This is a genomic window from Crenothrix polyspora (assembly GCF_900163755.1).
In the GTDB taxonomy this organism is placed as follows: Bacteria; Pseudomonadota; Gammaproteobacteria; order Methylococcales; family Methylomonadaceae; genus Crenothrix; species Crenothrix polyspora.
The window spans coordinates 1-16730 of the sequence record NZ_FUKI01000048.1 but is presented as its reverse complement, the minus strand read 5'-3'; the positions used below and the strand labels follow the sequence as shown (position 1 = coordinate 16730).

The 16730-nt window shown below is 45.2% G+C and carries 18 protein-coding genes and 1 pseudogene; 12 read left to right on the top strand and 7 right to left on the bottom strand.

Annotated elements, in window-relative coordinates:
- Positions 1-58 precede the first annotated feature (58 nt).
- Both CRENPOLYSF2_RS03135 and CRENPOLYSF2_RS03130 read right to left on the bottom strand, forming a co-directional pair.
- On the bottom strand, positions 59-850 hold the full coding sequence (locus tag CRENPOLYSF2_RS03135; protein WP_087142507.1) for an OmpA family protein: 792 nt from the start codon (positions 848-850) through the stop codon (positions 59-61).
- Between the two features lie 16 nt (positions 851-866).
- Positions 867-1259, bottom strand: a complete 393-nt coding sequence (locus tag CRENPOLYSF2_RS03130; RefSeq protein WP_245807871.1) for a DUF4398 domain-containing protein — start codon at positions 1257-1259, stop codon at positions 867-869.
- A gap of 226 nt (positions 1260-1485) precedes the next feature.
- Here CRENPOLYSF2_RS03130 and CRENPOLYSF2_RS03125 point away from each other — a divergent pair, with 226 nt between their 5' ends.
- Complete coding sequence (locus CRENPOLYSF2_RS03125) at positions 1486-3591, top strand: catalase (RefSeq protein WP_245807870.1); 2106 nt, start codon at positions 1486-1488, stop codon at positions 3589-3591.
- Between the two features lie 114 nt (positions 3592-3705).
- On the top strand, positions 3706-3855 hold the full coding sequence (locus CRENPOLYSF2_RS18740) for a hypothetical protein (RefSeq protein WP_176371014.1): 150 nt from the start codon (positions 3706-3708) through the stop codon (positions 3853-3855).
- Between the two features lie 68 nt (positions 3856-3923).
- Here CRENPOLYSF2_RS18740 and CRENPOLYSF2_RS03120 read toward each other — a convergent pair whose 3' ends face one another.
- Complete coding sequence (locus CRENPOLYSF2_RS03120; RefSeq protein WP_087142505.1) at positions 3924-4226, bottom strand: hypothetical protein; 303 nt, start codon at positions 4224-4226, stop codon at positions 3924-3926.
- Positions 4227-4587: 361 nt separating this feature from the next.
- On the opposite strand from CRENPOLYSF2_RS03120, the gene CRENPOLYSF2_RS03115 reads away from it, so the two are divergent.
- From CRENPOLYSF2_RS03115 to CRENPOLYSF2_RS03095, 5 genes are all read left to right on the top strand, one after another.
- Positions 4588-5997 carry a surface lipoprotein assembly modifier gene (locus CRENPOLYSF2_RS03115; protein WP_176371013.1) on the top strand — a complete coding sequence of 470 codons (1410 nt, stop codon included), beginning with the start codon at positions 4588-4590 and terminating at the stop codon, positions 5995-5997.
- A 22-nt stretch (positions 5998-6019) separates the two neighbouring features.
- Positions 6020-7228, top strand: coding sequence for a CsgG/HfaB family protein (locus CRENPOLYSF2_RS03110; RefSeq protein WP_087142503.1), 1209 nt, complete (start codon positions 6020-6022; stop codon positions 7226-7228).
- Positions 7225-8694, top strand: a complete 1470-nt coding sequence (locus CRENPOLYSF2_RS03105; RefSeq protein WP_087142502.1) for a hypothetical protein — start codon at positions 7225-7227, stop codon at positions 8692-8694. Before CRENPOLYSF2_RS03110 ends, CRENPOLYSF2_RS03105 begins: the two co-directional genes overlap by 4 nt.
- 150 nt (positions 8695-8844) lie before the next feature.
- Complete coding sequence (locus CRENPOLYSF2_RS03100; protein ID WP_087142501.1) at positions 8845-10272, top strand: pentapeptide repeat-containing protein; 1428 nt, start codon at positions 8845-8847, stop codon at positions 10270-10272.
- Positions 10273-10329: 57 nt separating this feature from the next.
- On the top strand, positions 10330-11436 hold the full coding sequence (locus CRENPOLYSF2_RS03095) for a glycosyltransferase (RefSeq protein WP_087142500.1): 1107 nt from the start codon (positions 10330-10332) through the stop codon (positions 11434-11436).
- 51 nt (positions 11437-11487) lie between these two features.
- On the opposite strand, the gene CRENPOLYSF2_RS03090 is transcribed toward CRENPOLYSF2_RS03095, so the two are convergent.
- The 4 genes from CRENPOLYSF2_RS03090 to CRENPOLYSF2_RS03075 form a co-directional block, all read right to left on the bottom strand.
- The gene (locus CRENPOLYSF2_RS03090; RefSeq protein WP_245807869.1) at positions 11488-11712 is read right to left on the bottom strand and encodes a DUF2789 family protein; all 225 of its coding nucleotides are present in this window, start codon (positions 11710-11712) and stop codon (positions 11488-11490) included.
- A 96-nt stretch (positions 11713-11808) separates the two neighbouring features.
- A complete protein-coding gene (locus CRENPOLYSF2_RS03085; protein WP_245807868.1) occupies positions 11809-12468 on the bottom strand; it encodes a DUF502 domain-containing protein in 660 nt (219 codons plus the stop codon).
- A gap of 111 nt (positions 12469-12579) precedes the next feature.
- Positions 12580-13281: a helix-turn-helix domain-containing protein gene (locus CRENPOLYSF2_RS03080; protein ID WP_087142498.1), complete on the bottom strand. Its 702-nt coding sequence runs from the start codon at positions 13279-13281 to the stop codon at positions 12580-12582.
- Between the two features lie 143 nt (positions 13282-13424).
- The gene (locus CRENPOLYSF2_RS03075; protein WP_087142497.1) at positions 13425-13664 is read right to left on the bottom strand and encodes a DUF2171 domain-containing protein; all 240 of its coding nucleotides are present in this window, start codon (positions 13662-13664) and stop codon (positions 13425-13427) included.
- A gap of 550 nt (positions 13665-14214) precedes the next feature.
- Here CRENPOLYSF2_RS03075 and CRENPOLYSF2_RS03070 point away from each other — a divergent pair.
- The 5 genes and pseudogenes from CRENPOLYSF2_RS03070 to CRENPOLYSF2_RS19450 all read left to right on the top strand — a co-directional run.
- Positions 14215-14622: a BON domain-containing protein gene (locus CRENPOLYSF2_RS03070; protein WP_087142496.1), complete on the top strand. Its 408-nt coding sequence runs from the start codon at positions 14215-14217 to the stop codon at positions 14620-14622.
- Between the two features lie 17 nt (positions 14623-14639).
- Positions 14640-15155: a hypothetical protein gene (locus tag CRENPOLYSF2_RS03065; RefSeq protein ID WP_087142495.1), complete on the top strand. Its 516-nt coding sequence runs from the start codon at positions 14640-14642 to the stop codon at positions 15153-15155.
- A gap of 57 nt (positions 15156-15212) precedes the next feature.
- Positions 15213-15656, top strand: coding sequence for a DUF2383 domain-containing protein (locus CRENPOLYSF2_RS03060; protein WP_087142494.1), 444 nt, complete (start codon positions 15213-15215; stop codon positions 15654-15656).
- Positions 15657-15767: 111 nt separating this feature from the next.
- Positions 15768-16217: a DUF2383 domain-containing protein gene (locus CRENPOLYSF2_RS03055; RefSeq protein WP_087142493.1), complete on the top strand. Its 450-nt coding sequence runs from the start codon at positions 15768-15770 to the stop codon at positions 16215-16217.
- 393 nt (positions 16218-16610) lie between these two features.
- Positions 16611-16730 (top strand): annotated as a pseudogene (locus CRENPOLYSF2_RS19450) (hypothetical protein); the annotation flags it as partial.

The window sequence follows — 16730 nt, the reverse complement described above, 5'->3', positions numbered from 1 at the left end:
CTGATTTACGTGTTTTTACGCGAATCGGGTAGATATAAATCCTAAGACCGACAGACTCCTAGCGGGGCGCAATATGGCCATTAGCATCGGAGAGAATAATTTCCACACGCCGGTTTAACTGGCGGCTGTCGGCACTGTTGTTGCTGGCTACCGGATAATCTTCACCATAACCACTGGTGGCTACGCGGTCGCCGCTAATACCCATGTCGAGCAAAGCCTTTTGTACAGCAGCCGCTCGGCGTTCAGACAGCGCCTGGTTATGGCCATCACTGCCGGTGCTGTCGGTGTAGCCTTCAACCGAGACTTTGTTTTGCGGGTATTGCGCCATGAAATCAGCCAGTTTTTGTACATTGGTGATGCCGTCCGGCTTTAGCCGCGCCATGTCCGTATTGAACAAGACATCACCCAAGGTAATCACCATACCGCGTTCGGTTTTCTGGGCATTCAATTCCTTAAGCTGCATGATTAACAGCTTTGCGGCATCGGCTTCAGCTGTTCTGGCCTCAAGACGCACCTCAGTGCGTTTTACACCGGCGTTGGTGACCGCTAATTCGGCGGTTTTGCGCTTGGCATTTTCCTGGGCAATCCCTACTCGTTGTGTGGCCAGATAAGCCAATTGATTGATTTTGTCTTCACTTTCACCCGCATTCACGGCGAGGTCGGCCTTGCTTAACGTATCACCGGCATCTTTTAATTCCAGTGCTGCCAGGTTAGTCACATCTGGGTTGGCACGGGCTTCGCTATAACGGCTATGTGCATTGCTGAGAGCCGTATTTTGCGGCATGGCGGCACAGCCAGCTAGGATTGCAAGTGAAAGTAGCGTAAAGGGTAGGGTGTTATTTTTTTTCATGGTGAATTCCTTTGAATTATTGGACTTTACGGTCAATTTCTTGGCGCAAGATTTGGTTACCTTCGTGCAAGGCAGTGGCGGCTTTTTGCGCCTTGGCGGAACGTGCCGTTGCCGAGGCCAGTTGTGCGTCAACCTGTGCCTGTTCCGCTAGCTGACGAGCCAAGGGATAATCTTCTGCTGTCATCGCCTTTTCAGCACCGTCCATTTTATCCATTGCCGATTTGAGCTGTAGCGGGGCAAACTCATTGCCGCCTGCACTGTTGGCGCTGTTGACCGCCGCCTTGGAAACGGCCATTTGTTCTGTGGGTGCGGGTATGCCTGCGCAACCTGCTGTCAAGATGACGCAGGCCGCTGTGACAGCGAGCTTTTGCATCATCCGCGTTGATCTGGGTGTCTGAGGTTTTTTCATTGTTTTCTCCATTGCGTTAAACAGCGACAACAGACCTTATGGGGACTGTCGTGGCTAATTAAATACCCTTTCACAAAAGTACTCAGTTCGTTAGCGTACATAAGCCCGGACAAAATATTGGCTTCTGGCTACTACATGTAATGTGTGTCACCGCACCGACGCACCAAAAATTATCCCGTAGGCTTGCCAAGAACGTATATCAATCGTGCAAGACAATGGGAGATTCATGATGAGCAAAGAAAAACCAGTCCAGCCTAAAACGGAAAAATCGGGAGTAGCAGCAACGCTTTCAGTCGGCAACGGTGGCGAGTGGCATCAAGCTGCCAGCGACGACCAGCCAGCATTGACCACCAACCAGGGTGTGCCGATTTCCGATAACCAAAATTCCCTAAAAGCCAATCCAAATGGCCCGACCTTATTGGAAGATTTTATCCTGCGCGAAAAAATCACCCACTTTGACCATGAGCGCATTCCAGAGCGGATCGTCCATGCGCGTGGCAGTGGCGCACACGGCTTTTTTGAGCTAAATCATTCCCTGGAAAAATACACCACCGCTAAAATCCTCACTGAAGTGGGTGTGCAAACCCCGTTATTTGCACGCATATCAACGGTGGCAGGTGGTTCTGGATCGTCTGATACGCCGCGTGATGTGCGCGGTTTTGCCATCAAGTTTTACACCCAAGAAGGCAATTGGGATTTGGTGGGCAATAATGTCCCGGTGTTCTTTATTCAAGATGCCATCAAATTTCCCGACCTGATCCATGCCGTCAAAATGGAACCTGACCGTGGTTTTCCACAAGCCGCCTCGGCACACGATACTTTTTGGGATTTTATTTCTCTGACCCCAGAATCCATGCACATGGTGATGTGGATTATGTCGGACCGCACCTTACCGCGCTCGCTGCGGATGATTGAAGGTTTTGGTGTGCACAGTTTTCGTTTGATTAATGCGGCTGGTGTATCGACTTTCGTCAAATTTCATTGGCGGCCCAAACTGGGTTTGCAATCGACGCTGTGGGATGAAGCCGTCAAGATTGCCGGTGCCGACCCTGACTTCCATCGCCGTGAACTGTTTGATGCCATCAGCAACGGGGATTTCCCGGAATGGGAGTTTTCCGTGCAGTTGTTTACGGAGGCTCAAGCCGACAGCTTTCCGTTCGACCATCTCGACCCCACCAAGCTGATCCCCGAAGAGCTGATCCCGCTAACTGTGATTGGCCGCATGGTGCTTAACCGTTGGCCGGACAATTTTTTTGCCGAGACCGAGCAAGTGGCTTTTTGCCCGTCGCATGTGGTGCCCGGCATTGATTTTTCCAACGATCCGCTATTGCAAGGCCGTTTGTTTTCCTATCTGGATACTCAGTTATCCCGCTTGGGTTCCGCCAATTTTAACCAGATACCGGTCAATGCGCCCAAGTGCCCGTTTGCCAACCAGCAGCGCGATGGCCATATGCAAATGGCACAACCGACAGGGCGCGTGTCTTACGAACCCAATACCCTGGCAGAAGACTCGCCACGCGAACACGCCAAAACCGGCTTTAGCAGTGCAGCGGTAGAGGAGAATGGGGTAAAAGGTCGGATTCGTGCAGCAAGCTTTGCCGACCATTACAGCCAGGCGCGGCAGTTTTATATCAGCCTGAGCAGTTTTGAACAGGCGCATCTTGCCTCTGCTTTGGTGTTTGAGCTTTCCAAGCTGGAACACCCGCATATCCGTACCGCCATGGTCGGCCATTTACGCCATATTGAAGAAAGCCTGGCACAGCGCGTAGGTGTGGGTCTTGGTATGCACGACTTGCCAACGGCTCCAGTAACAGCGGTAGCGGTGCAACAGCTCCCTGCATCGCCTGCACTGCAAATCATCGGCAATATGAAAGACACGCTCGAGGGTCGTGTTATCGGCCTATTGCTTGCTGACGGTTCGGATGCAGCCAGCATTGAAGCGGTTCAAAATGCGGTTATTCGTGCCGGTGCAGTTGTTAAGTGTGTGGCACTGACCATAGGCCAAGTTACCCTAGAAGATGGCCGTGTTTTGGATATTGATGGCCAATTGGCCGGTACGCCGTCGGTGATGTTTGATGCGGTCGTCATTATTCTTTCCGATCAAGCCGCCGCGAAATTGGCCAAGGAAGCCGCCGCTGTTGATTTTATACGGGATGCGTTTGGTCATCTAAAAGCTATTGGCTTTGATAGGGGCGGGGAGGCCTTACTGAAAGCTGCCGGTATTGGTTCTGATGAGGGTGTTATGGCTATTGAAGATAATGTAGATAGCTTTGTCACCGCCGCTAAGACACGGCAGTGGGGGCGGGAAACTAGTGTCAGGACATTGGCTTGATAAAGCAGTGTTAACTGTAATGGTCAAGTAAATTTGGATACTGCATTAGGCGCTTTTTAATTGTGTTGTTCAAATTGGTTAGGTGACGTTTTCTCTATAGCGGAATGTATCTGTTTGGCAGAATGGAAGCGATTTGGCGACAGCTTGGCTTCCCGTATTTTTGAAACACAGGAAACTGAAGCCCATACCTGTGTCGCGGCGATGAATATTATGACCTACTTGGGTATGCCGGTTTCGGTTCGGGTAGGGATAGCGCTGTCCTAAAAAATGGGGTAAGGGGAAATGTCGGTATCGATTAATTTATGCACCAACGCCTATAATTCCCCGTACTTTTACAGCGTTTTCAACTTAGGACAGTTACAGCCACCGTTCGTGCTGAGCTTGTCGAAGCATGAACGGCACACTTCGACAAGCTCAGCACGAACGGTTACGCTGTAACTATTGAACTGTGAAAATGCTGTAATCACAACCCTAGATACCTGATCGGTCAATTCTTTCTCCCACAAAGTTACTTGTATTGGGTGAACCCCAAAAATATTGACCACAACGTTAACTGTCTTGAGACCCAGAATCGCGTCAAGAACGACTTTAGCCTTGAAATCACACGTAAAGTATTTTCGTTTTGTTTCGCTCATAATCTGCTCTTCTTTAATTGCAGGTTACCATCTTAAAGTATGGCTCTGAAAATGAGCTTCACTATAGTTGCAAATAAGTCAATAAGTTTGATGTAAATATATTGCTTTACAATCTAACGTTTAATATACTTACTTGACGAAAATAATAAATTTTCAAACCGCAAGTTTCAGGTTTTTTTAGGGCCGACTTTAACCGCATCTGGTGAGGAGAGCACCGCGTTTTTATTGGTTATAAAGCCAAGTTTGTACGAACAGAGTCTAAAAATTCATTTCAGAATTCTGTGTTTATTTTTAAACTCTACGCCCCGCTGCTTCAATAGTATTTGCAAAATTTAATCTTTGGCTTATGCAGGTGTGGTTAATGAAAAAACAACAATACAATCTCATGCCAACAATAAAATCAGGCTTGGTTTTATGGGTTCTGGTATTCAGCAAAAACCTCTTGGCAGATTCAATTACCGATACTTTATCTGCTAAAGGGCAGGACAAGAATTACCAATCGGTTACCCCCCAAAACAATGCCTCCCTGGATGCCAAATTACACGAGGCGATGGGCTTATACTACAATCGCCAATATCGCTTAGCCTTACCTATCTTGCGAGAAATTGCCGCAACTGATGATAGAACACAGGTATTATTTTGGCTGGGACGTTCCGCGTATGAAACAGGCCAAACCCAATTGGCCATCGAAAAGTATCAGCAAATTTTGGCACGCGAGCCTAAGCTTTCAAGAGTGCGCCTGGAATTGGCAGCGGCCTATATGCAAGAGGGCAATAAGGCAGCGGCACAAGTAGAGCTACAAAAACTGGCCAGTGAAAATCCGGAACCTGGGCTGAAACAACAAATTGAACAGGTTCTGCTGGAATTAGAGCACCCTCAAAAAAATGGGTCAGGAAAACGATTGTTCACAGCGCTTCGTGCCTCTATTGGCTCTGAATATGACAGTAACGTCAATGTTGGCACTAGAGATGAACGCTTTTCGATTCCTGGCGGCAATCTCGATGGTTGGTTGATTAAGTTTAATATCAATGCTGATTCAATCTACGATTTTGGCGACCCCAACGGGTTTGCCTGGCATAACCACCTTCAATTTCTCCACCATGAATACCCGGATAAGACCAACAGTAATTTTAATTACACGCAAACAGATGTTTATACAGGGCTTGATTACTATGCTTCTTGGTTTAAGGCAAAATTACCTGTTGGATTTATTGATCGACGCTTTTCCAATCAATCTTTATCCCAATCTTACTATTTCATGCCTAACCTTGAAATTAACATGCTGGACAATACGGATTTAACGCTGTCGTACCATTATGAAAATGAAACTTTTGTTTCCCCGTATGATCTTTTCAGCAATGCTACCCACACGGGTACTTTTGGGCCACGTTACAAATTTAAGGCTTTTGATGCTGAGCATTCCCTAACCTTGCTTGGCACTTACAGTCGACGTGATGCTAATTCTGCCAGCTGGTCTTATGATGAATGGTCGGTAGGGCCATCGTATTTTGCCCACTTTAAAACTGGAACAGAATTGTATCTGGACTTTAAATACCTGGATCGTCATTACGACGCACCGGCATTTTTATCTCTGGCGGGTAACCGTTTAGATAACCGCTATTCGTTAACTTTTTCCTTAAGTCAAACATTTTACAAATATTACTTCGTATCATTGAGTTATAACTACACCGACAATAACTCAAATGAAATATTGTTCGACTACGATAAAAATATGGTCGGGTTAAATTTCGGTACAAATTTGAATTTTTAACCCAGTCAGGAGGAAATAAACGATGAAAAAATATCAGTATTTTCCCAAGCATATTTACTTTGTTTTACTTTGTTTTGATGCGTTGTTTTATTGTCATGGCACGCTGGCTAATACCCTATCTGGTGTTGCACAAATTGAGCTGTGTACGGGTGAAATGCAACTGGTAAAACTGGATAAAACAGCTCATGTCGATAATGTGTTGTTGCCTGGCGATTCAATTCAAACCACCGATAATCCAGACAGCCGCTGTCGCATTGCGCTTCCAAATGGTAATGCCATCCATATGGGTTTCGCCACGAAAGTTAAGTTTGGTAATAGCCAACAGATAACTCTCATACAAGGCCAATTACTTGCCTATGCTATGCCTGCACTGGAGCAACAAGAGCAACCCATCATGTTACAAGTGGGGAATGGGACACTTACGTTGTCTATGGGGAAAATTTTTGCAAAATCGATCAATGACCAACGCCAAATTGCAATTTTCAATGACCTTGTTTCCGCAGTATGGCATGACAAGCAAGGCGATAAAACGTTGTACCCTGGAAATTTGCTCAACTTGTCATCGGACAATTTAGCTATTGCACAAATCCCTCAAGGCATGGATGTGGAGGTTTCTGAACAAATAAGCCCTGAAACACCGGCTGTCATTCGGGCCACCCAGGCATTTAAAAACAGGGATCTGGCCACATCAGGCACGTTGTTCAAACAAATACAGTACGCCTTTCCTTATAACGCCGCTGCTGCTTATCATCTTGGGTTATTTGAGCTTAAGGATAACAAGGTGGCTGAAGCTGTACTGCAATGGAAACACTACGCCGAGATTGATCCTGAAGCTGCCCAAAAAAATGGCGTTACCAAACAGCTCACGCTGATGAACACAAAAGCCATCAGGGATGAGGTAAAAGTGCTTATTGCCAAAGAAAAAAACCTGTCCCAGGAACAGCCAGAGCCCAATAGCATTGCGATCCATCCGCTAATAAATAAAGGCGCGGAACGTTACCAGCCTATAGGCAAGGGCCTAACCGCTTTTGTTATCAGTGATCTTATGAAAGTACCAGGCTTAAAAGTCCTTGAACGGGAGAAACTGCAAACATTAATCGATGAAATAAAGTTATCAGAATCGGGGGGTTTGGTAGAAAAAAATTCTCGTGTACGGGCGGGTCGTATTATGCGTGCAGAAAAACTGATGATTGGTGATTATTTAATAGAATCCAGCAAGGGGGCAAAATGAAACTTTACCCATTCCATAAAATAGGATTGCTGTTGTTGGTTTTATGCAGTTGTAACGTAGGTTTTGCTGAAGATCAGGAAGACGAGCAACTGACGGTAAATGCCACGACAACCGATGCAGAAGGCGGTTCATCAAACGACATTAAAGAGGCCAATAAACTGGCTGAAATCTTTGTGCTGCAAAAACAGCTGGTTTATAAATTGCTCCAAAATATTGGTATAACATCTGATAAATTATCGCCTGCTGTTAAAAATGCCATTAACAAACCGCAAACCACTAATGTTAAGGCGTTTAAGGCGTTTTGCTACTGCCTGGATTTAATGGATAAAGGCGAATTTAAAAAAGCCCGTGAACAATGTGATGAAGCGGTTAAAAATGACCCAAATTTTGCTATGGCACAACAATTGTTAGTTTCCATTCCTGACCATCAGGAAACCATGCCAGAGATTGTTTCTGATCACATGAACCCCCCAGTTGCGACAGGGCTAAAGCCTAGCCCGCCAAAACTATTGGTAATGCATAACATACCGCCTGATGAGCCCCCTGTGCAATTACCCAGCGATTTAGCGGGTGTTGACCGCGAAGTAAAAGGCATAGATAAGTCATCTCCCGCGTGCAATGACGCGGGGCAGTGTGGATTTTATTCTACTTTTTGGGCGTATCGTAATCCTGACGATGTTAAAACAGATTCAACCGCACCTTTTATGAACCGTGTTCCGGTTTCCATATCCCCTGTCAATGCCAAAGACGTGATTTCTATTAACCAAATTGGACACGAGGGTGAGGGTTTCTTAAACCTGCAAGTTGATCCGGCGCATAATTCTGGACGCATAACAGCGTTTAATGATGCCCAGCTTAATAAAGGCAGCAACATTGTAACCAATGGCCAATTAGAACGTATCTTACTCCCTACACCTTCACATAAATTTACGGGTCTTGAACTGGGCGCTTATTGGACCGGGTTTGATTTCCCTCGGTTAACAAAAGGCAACCATGGCTCGGCTTCTGGTCTTTTTCATGGCTATGTTTATTTTGTCGAGGGTCAACCGACACCCCTTGATATTGTAAATGCCCTGGGGCCACAGCGATACTTTTTTATAGGTAATGGCGATTTTTCCTCTAAAGGCGGCCCTTTAGTACCTTGTGATGGCTGTGGGAGAGGCTTCGCCCTAGTTGATTATCCCAACGAAAAACTTAACAACCTTGTACTGAACTATAAAGCGCCAGGCGTAGTTGCTCAAATCACAGGGAATAACGTTTCTTTAGACCCCTATGGTAGATTCCAGTTTGACCAAACGTCAGGCCATTTTTCAATAGGTGCAAATTCACAAGATGCGTCATCCGCCAAGGGAGTTCTTGTGGGAGGGCCGTTTGGTCCGCGCGGCGAATCTTTTGGTGGTGTGGGCGCAATCCAAAATGAAAAAATGCAAGGAATAATAAATTATGGTGGCAGTAGCCGTAAATAGTGGTTAATTTTTGCAACGGTTGTGTGTGGTTTGTTTAATCGCTCTCTTTAAAAAAGAATTTAGGCCAAATTACTAATCCCGCTTTTTTAAATTTAAATTGAGCACTGAATGTTAACTACGCGCGCAGTAGTATTATTTAGAGGGGGTTAAATGAACACGCATAAATTTTTAGGTCCCATTGGCATTGGGGTCATTATTGCCGGTACGATGAATCCAGGCGGCGAGGCTTTGGCCGACAGTAGAATTGCCGCTTGTTATTCAAAAGCACGCGGATTGGTCAGTATATTAAAAGTGGACTTAAAAACTCCTAGTCAAGATCCGACTGGCAAAGAATTAAATAAATTAAAGGATGACTGTAACCTACTTGCCGGTAGTTTTGTTATTTGGTCTCAAGAAGGACCTAGAGGACTAACGGGGCAAAAGGGTGATACTGGGGCGAAGGGGAACACAGGAGGCAGAGGTGATACAGGGATGCCTGGTTTCAAAGGGGATACGGGGGCAGATGGAAAAACTGGCCAAAAGGGTGATACTGGCTCAGCCGGAGCAGATGGAAAAACCGGTTTACAAGGCCAAAAAGGCGATACTGGCTTGAAGGGTGATACAGGGTCAAAAGGCGTGCCTGGAACACCAGGCACGCCTGGTTCTAAAGGTGATACGGGGGCAACTGGCCCAGCCGGAGCAGATGGAAAAACCGGTCTACAAGGCCAAAAAGGCGACACTGGATTAAAAGGTGATACAGGGTTAGGAGGCCTGCCTGGAACACCAGGCACTCCTGGTTCTAAAGGTGATACAGGGGCAACTGGCCCTCAAGGTCCGACTGGCCCGAGTGGCGTGGGAAGTGTAGGCCCAACTGGGCCACAGGGCGCAACTGGACTACAAGGGGCTACAGGTCCAACTGGACCAAGTGGAAGCATTTGCACGGAGACTGTAACTGCCATTAGAACACGACCTGGTGACTGCACTGCTTTCGCATGTCCACCGGTTACAGTGTCTGTACCTATTACAATTGAATATTATTGCCCTCCTCAAAATTCTGCCGCTATTTTGAAGGCTGTCCCCGCTCAGGCAAAGATTACTAGTAGCTTACCTTCTTATTGTCAACAACCTAAGGCAGGGCAGAACCTTGCCGGCTGTAACCTTACAAATTCGAGCGTCAGTTTTGCTGCTGCGGGACGTGATTTACGGGGTGCAAACTTGGTAGAAGCCAATTTAAATGGTTTGGATTTAGTGCTTTTTAACTTTACCGGTGCAAATTTAGTAAAGACCACACTGGTCGATACTAACTTTTATACCCAAAATGCTGCTAATAAAAGCGCTGATTTCAGTTTTGCCAATTTAAGTGGGGCAAATTTTACTAATGCTACTTTAACGTTTGCCAATTTTAACGGCGCTACGTTAAATAGCGTTAATTTTTCCGGTGCTAATCTTTGTGGTGCCAAACTACCTCTTGGTAGCTCTACTTCGGGCATAACCTGGAGTATTAGCAGTGTTTGCCCTAATGGTTCAGCTGCGTTATTACAATCGGGTGTGCCGCAATGTAGTGGCGCACAGTTAACAGCAGCCAGAGTTTGCAAATAGACATTAATAAATAGTAGGCCACAAGAGTAAAACTTGTGGCCAAAGGTTTAATTTCCGATGACATCTACAATCTGCCTAAATATGATTGTTAAGAATGAAAGTAAAATCATTCTTCGTGCATTGGCTTCAGTTGTCCATTTAATTGATTATTGGTTGATTTGTGATACGGGATCAACTGACAACACCGTTAGCTGTATTCAACAGTTTTTTGCTGAACGTGACATTCCTGGTGAATTGCATTCCGTGGTGTGGCAAAATTTTGGTTATAACCGTACTCAAGCTTTAAAATTGGCACAAAGCAAAGCCGATTATTTATTGTTCATGGATGCCGATATGGAATTGGTGGATGATGGTTTTAGCAAAGCGCAATTACAGGATGTGCATTATGTTCTTAGGCAATATAACGGTAGGCTAATGTACTATAACACCCGCTTGGTTGCTGCCACATTGAGATGGCAATCGATAGGTGTAACCCATGAATATTACGAACCTGAAGACGGTTACATTGCACCACAAAAACTGACTTCACTTTATTTTATCGATCATAGTGACGGTGGCAGCAAAGTAGACAAATACCAACGTGATATATATTTACTTTCGGTAGGATTACAGGACGAACCGGATAACAGCCGCTATAAATTTTATCTGGCCAACAGTTACAAAGATTACGGAGACAATACTAATGCCATTAAATGGTATGACCAGCGTATAGTCGATGGTGGCTGGGAAGAGGAGGTTTATTATTCATACTACATGAAAATGATTTGCCAATACCGATCGGATTGTCCTTTTAGCCAATGGCTTTATACTGGTTTGCAAGCTTTTGCCTATCGGCCACACCGTTTGGAAGCTTTGTACGAAATTGTTAAATATTGCCGAGAAAACGAACAATACAGCTTGGGCTATCAATTGGGCAAAGCGCAAGAAAACTTACCTTTTCCTAACGATATTTTATTTGTCGACCAAAGTATACACGAATGGCAGTTTATGGATGAGCTGTCAATTTGTGCCTATTGGGCAGGTGACTTAGAAATGTCGGCAAAATTAATTAATCGGATACTGTATGAAAAAAAATATTCAGTTGACCAGCATGATCGGTTGTTAGAAAACCTTTCGTATAGCCTGATTGTACCTGACTATGGGGCGGCCTATTTTACCGTTTAATCTTCCAGACGTGATGCCGTTGTCACGTCTGAATCGACAGCTAATCATAGATTAACTTTCTCTCAGCAAACAATCCAACTGATCTACAAATTCACACCAATCCGAATCCTCTTCAATCGCTTCAATCAGAAATGCCACTTGGGCATCGTTCCAAAAATAGGCTTCGTGCAAGATAATATGCGCAGGTAACGGTTTGTGTTTTTCAATAAAAGCAGATATTTGCTCTTCATCACTTTTCAAACCCAATTGATAAAATAATGCTTGTATTGAGTGCATTGAAGTATCCATTTACATTTCCCGAAAATAAGTAAAAAAGGTCTGTAGATACCATAAAAATATTGGTGCTCACTTGCCAAGATTGTTGTTCTACGCTCATGCTGTCATAGTCGGCTTATCCACTTTAACTTGAGTTTTGTTATCACCTACATGACCAACAACCCCAGCGGTAGCAATAAAACGTAGCGCATCCTCAACAGACAAATCTATTTCAAGCACATTTTCCCGCGACATAATCACGGTATTGCCACCCATCTGGTAACTGAAGGGTAAAAACACGGCAATTTGGTCGTCGGCAATCAATGTATGCGAAATTTCTTCAAAATCTGAAACCGTAATAAAGCCGATTTGTTGGCCATTACCGTGTGGTACTTTAACCAGCACCACTTGTTTAAATTTACCGTGCTTGCCGCTGGAAAACAACGCACTGAAATCACGAATGGCCGAATAAATACTTTTAACAATTGGAATCTGATTAACCATTTCTTCAAATAAACCAAATAGACTACGAAACGTTTCAGAATTTAGAAAGCTTCCGAAAAAAAACACCACCACTAGACCCAGCACAAAGCCAAAGCCATGGATATACCAATTGTCCGGCAAGAAAAATTTAAAAATATTGCCTAACGCCAATTCCGCAGTACTGGCTAACCAAAAGAGCAAATACAGCGTCAGCGTAAGGGGGATAATGGCGATTAGACCTTTGAAAAAGGTTTTACTGATGGGTTTCATTTTAACGGCTAATAGCTGATTCATGGTGATATTTTTACCCACAAGATTAAGGTTAAACGGTTCTACCATTCAAGGTAAAAGTGGCAGATAATCCAGTAGCGAACTGGCTATCCAGGGTTTTCAGCAGGTGTACGTCTAAATACTGCTCTTAAGCGACTCCAGGCTATTGATGTGTATGCCACGTTTCTGGACAGAAATAAGGCCTTTTTCCTTAAGGCGACCCAGTTGCCGACTCACGGTTTCTAAAGATAAGCACAGGAAGCTGGCAATATGATAGCGCGGCATGGACAAATTAAATTCCGTGCTGGAATAGCCCAGATTGCTGTAGCGATGTGATAGCATCAGCAAAAATCTGGCCGTTTTTTCACTGGCAGGATGGTTGCCAAGTAAGGCCGCCCTGTCATGTTGGGCAGCAAATTGAGAACCAATAATATGCAGCAGTTGTGATTGCAAGCCCGGTATTTTGCTGGATAACGGGCTAAGTTGCGCTAAGGGTAGCTCACACACAGACGCGGTTTCCAGTGCCTCGACAGACCCGCGAAACAGGCCTTTTTGCAAGGCTTCCAGGCCGATCAACTCGCCGGGCAAATGGAAATCAACCGTGTGTTCAATACCTTCTGCGTCCAGCACCGTGCTACGGAAAGAACCGGATTTGACAACAAACAAACTTTGCGCCTGATCATCCTGCCGGTATAAAAATTCACTCGGTTTTAAAGGGCGTTTATGGCTAATGATAGTTTCCAGCTGCTTAATCTCGTCGCCGTCCAGACCCTTGGCTAGGCAACCATTGGCTAGTCTGCAATTATGACATTCTACTTGGTGAGTTTTTGATTCCATCCTAGTACCCGTTAGCCAAAATAATAAATAAAGGGTTGATGACAGATAGCACTGATTAAACGATTGAAAAAACCAATTAAACTAGCCTAATCAGTGTTGTCCATGTGCTATTTAGTAGCAAAAAAAACATATTTACCGCTGGTCTACATAATCGGTGGCGTAGTCGACCACTGTTGCATGGCCTCTGCACCTGGACGATCGACTTTTACCTTGCCGCCCTCGGTTGATGTTACCCAGCTTAACGGAATGTAATGGTGCTGGCCGGTCTTATCTTTGGTCAACTTAATGGTATTTGTACCGTCCATGTGATCGACCGTGGCAAACTGGCCATCTAAGGAACACACAACCGGCATATCGGGTTTAATTTGGTCACTATTATTCATGATTTTTTCCTGTTAGCTTGTTATGGATAAGTCTTAATCAGTGTTAGGCAAGGTTTGAAGTCGCCTCTGATTAATTCGGGTTTCAACAGGATTAATCGAGTTATGCTTAACGACAGCTTTGATCAAATACAGCATTAATCCTCTTGCCTGGCTTGAAATATACACAGGCGATTACAGGCAGTCTGTGCGCAGCCGCACATAAGCAATCCGGCTGGATAGCTAAATTTACAATCCAACATTCCATTAAAAATTGTTTATCTGCAATGTGCGACACCGCACCGACGCTAATATTTTTTAGCCGTATTCTCTCCACCAACTTACATCATCAGTGTTTTTGACAGACTGCTGATATGTAAGCCTAACTAAAGGTTACCCATTTAAGACGGGATAAGTGCAGATTAAACCGGTGAAAAGCTTGTCGTTCCTTATACCCTTCGGCAGGTTTTTACATTGATAATCTTCGAACAAGTATCCCTGTTCATTGTCCCGTCTTAAGTGAGCAGCCACCTATCGGCATTTATTTTAAAAAACCAACACCAAGGAGATCATTATGTCTACACGTTTATCGTTAATAATGCTCGCGTTATCGGGCAGTTTAATGCTGATGACGGGAGTCGTCCAAGCCGACCAAGATCCAGCCTTTATTTTGGCGCGTAATTCGGCACTGGAAAACACCCACCGCAATGTTCGCGACCAAAATAATGCGACTCTTACCCCAGAAGACCAACAGGAAACCAAGGGCGACCTTCGTATCACCGCACATATACGCAGGATGCTGGTCAGAAACAAATCGCTATCCATTAATGCGCAGAATGTCAAAATCATCACCCGTAACGGACGGGTGACGTTGCGGGGGCCTGTGGAAAACAGGGCGGAAAGAAGAAAACTGAAAAAAATCGCCAAGCATACGCGCGGTGTCATCCGAGTCATCAACCAACTTGAAATCAAAGCGCCTTAACGGCCTAGGAGCATGTCATGAGTAAAGCAGTTTTTTGTATCGCCAAAAATATCGACCAAACCGAAATCATCGTCAATAGCCTAAGATCGGCTGGCTTTTCAAACAATGATATATCGGTGTTATTTCCTGACAAAACCACTACCAAGGATTTTGCTCATGAAAAACATACCAAAGCACCGGAAGGCGCTGCTATCGGTGGTGCGGTCGGTTTAAGTGCGGGCGCGGTTATTGGGTTATTAGCAGGGATTGGCAGTTTGGCCATTCCAGGTGTCGGGCCATTAATTGCAGCAGGTCCTATTATGGGCGCATTAAGTGGCGCGGCGGTGGGCGCTGCAACAGGCGGTTTAACCGGCGCTTTAATCGGCGTTGGCATTCCAGAATACGAAGCCAAACGTTACGAAGGCAAGATCAATGGCGGTAACGTCCTAATTTCGGTGCATGCGGCAAGCAGTGATGCGCGTGACCAGGCGAAAGACATCTTTGAAAAAGCCCATGCTGAAGATATTTCTTCCACTGAAGAAAAGACCGTCTAAGCTCAATCGACACAATGCCGGCAAAGGCCATCAAACACTGATCATACGGGAATTATCATGCATAACATCAACACACTTAACACGTTTTTGAAAGATGAATTATCGGCAATGGAAACCTATCAACAGGTGTTAAATAGCCTTAAGAACGAGGTTGGGCTGGGTAATTCTGAGAGCTTAATGCCGATTTATGATGACCATTCCGAGGCGGTTTTCAGCTTACAAGGGCTGATTCGCCGACTGGATGGAACGCCTGTTGAAAGCTCAGGTGCCTGGGGAACTTGGGCAAAAATGCTGATGGGTGGCGCAACTATGATGGGGCATAAATCTGCACTAAAAGCGTTGCATGAAGGCGAAAAAAATGGTGCAAAGGATTTTGAGGCCGCACTGGAAGATGCTGAATTACCTTCCGATATTCGCGCCTTGATTGAAACAAAGTTGTTACCGGATCAGCAAGAGCATATCCGTATTTTGGAGCAGCTTTTAGACGCGACCGTTGCTTAGCATTTACAGGCTTTGATCTGGCATTTTTGATTAAAGCCTGCGAAACTTTTCGTTGGCTTTAATCACTTGGTTTGGCGAAGGTATTGTAATTACACAGACAGGAGTTTTACTATGCATAATATTAAAATACTCGACAAATTACTGAAAAATGAATTGCTAGCAACAGAGGCCTATCAACAAGCTTTGGATAAACTTCGGAACGGTATCGGATTGGCCAGCCCCAATTATATAACGCCAATTTATCAAGAACATAAAAATGCAGTGTCCAGCTTACAGGCACAAATACGTCAACAGGGAGGCATTCCCTCGGAAAAATTAGGCGCTTGGAAAGGCACTTGGGCGAAAATGGTTATTGGTGGCGCTAATCTGCTGGGTAAAGAAACAGCGCTAAAGACGTTACAGGAAGGCGAAAAAAGGGGGGCTGAAGATTATGAAGAGGCATTGCAAAATACCGAACTGTCTTCAGATATGCGCTCCTTGATTGAAACAAAGCTGTTACCTACCCAACAAGAGCATATCTGTACGTTAGATCGGCTTTTGGACGCGGAAGCCGCTGTCTAGTGGTTTTTTAACCTGATTGGGTGTAATCAGCGGGCGTGAAATAGCATTTATTTACACCCGTTGTTAGTTTGACTTTTAGGCTTTGACAAAATCACCATGCAGCTTGGGGCATAGCCTTGACTGTCTTACTTTAAACATGACACACAGAGAAGCACATGAAAAAATTAACCAGCAGTCTGTTTTTAATCGGTGGCCTTGTTTTATCGGGCTGTGCCAGCCAAACAAACTGGACACCGACAGTGGACGGCGCTAACGACCCCAATGCGTATAATATTAATCAGGATATGGCTGAATGCAAACAACTTGCTAGCCAGTCATCAGGCGGCACGGGGAAAAAAGCCGCCATTGGTGCCGGTGTAGGGGGGGGCGGTAGGGGCTGTTGGTGGTGCGATAGTGGGTGCTTTTACTGGCAACCCCGCCGGCGGCGCTGCTATTGGCGCAGCAGCCGGTGGTTTTGGCGGCGGAACCCAACAAGGTTTTAGCGCTGAACAAAAATACAAGAATGCCTTTAAC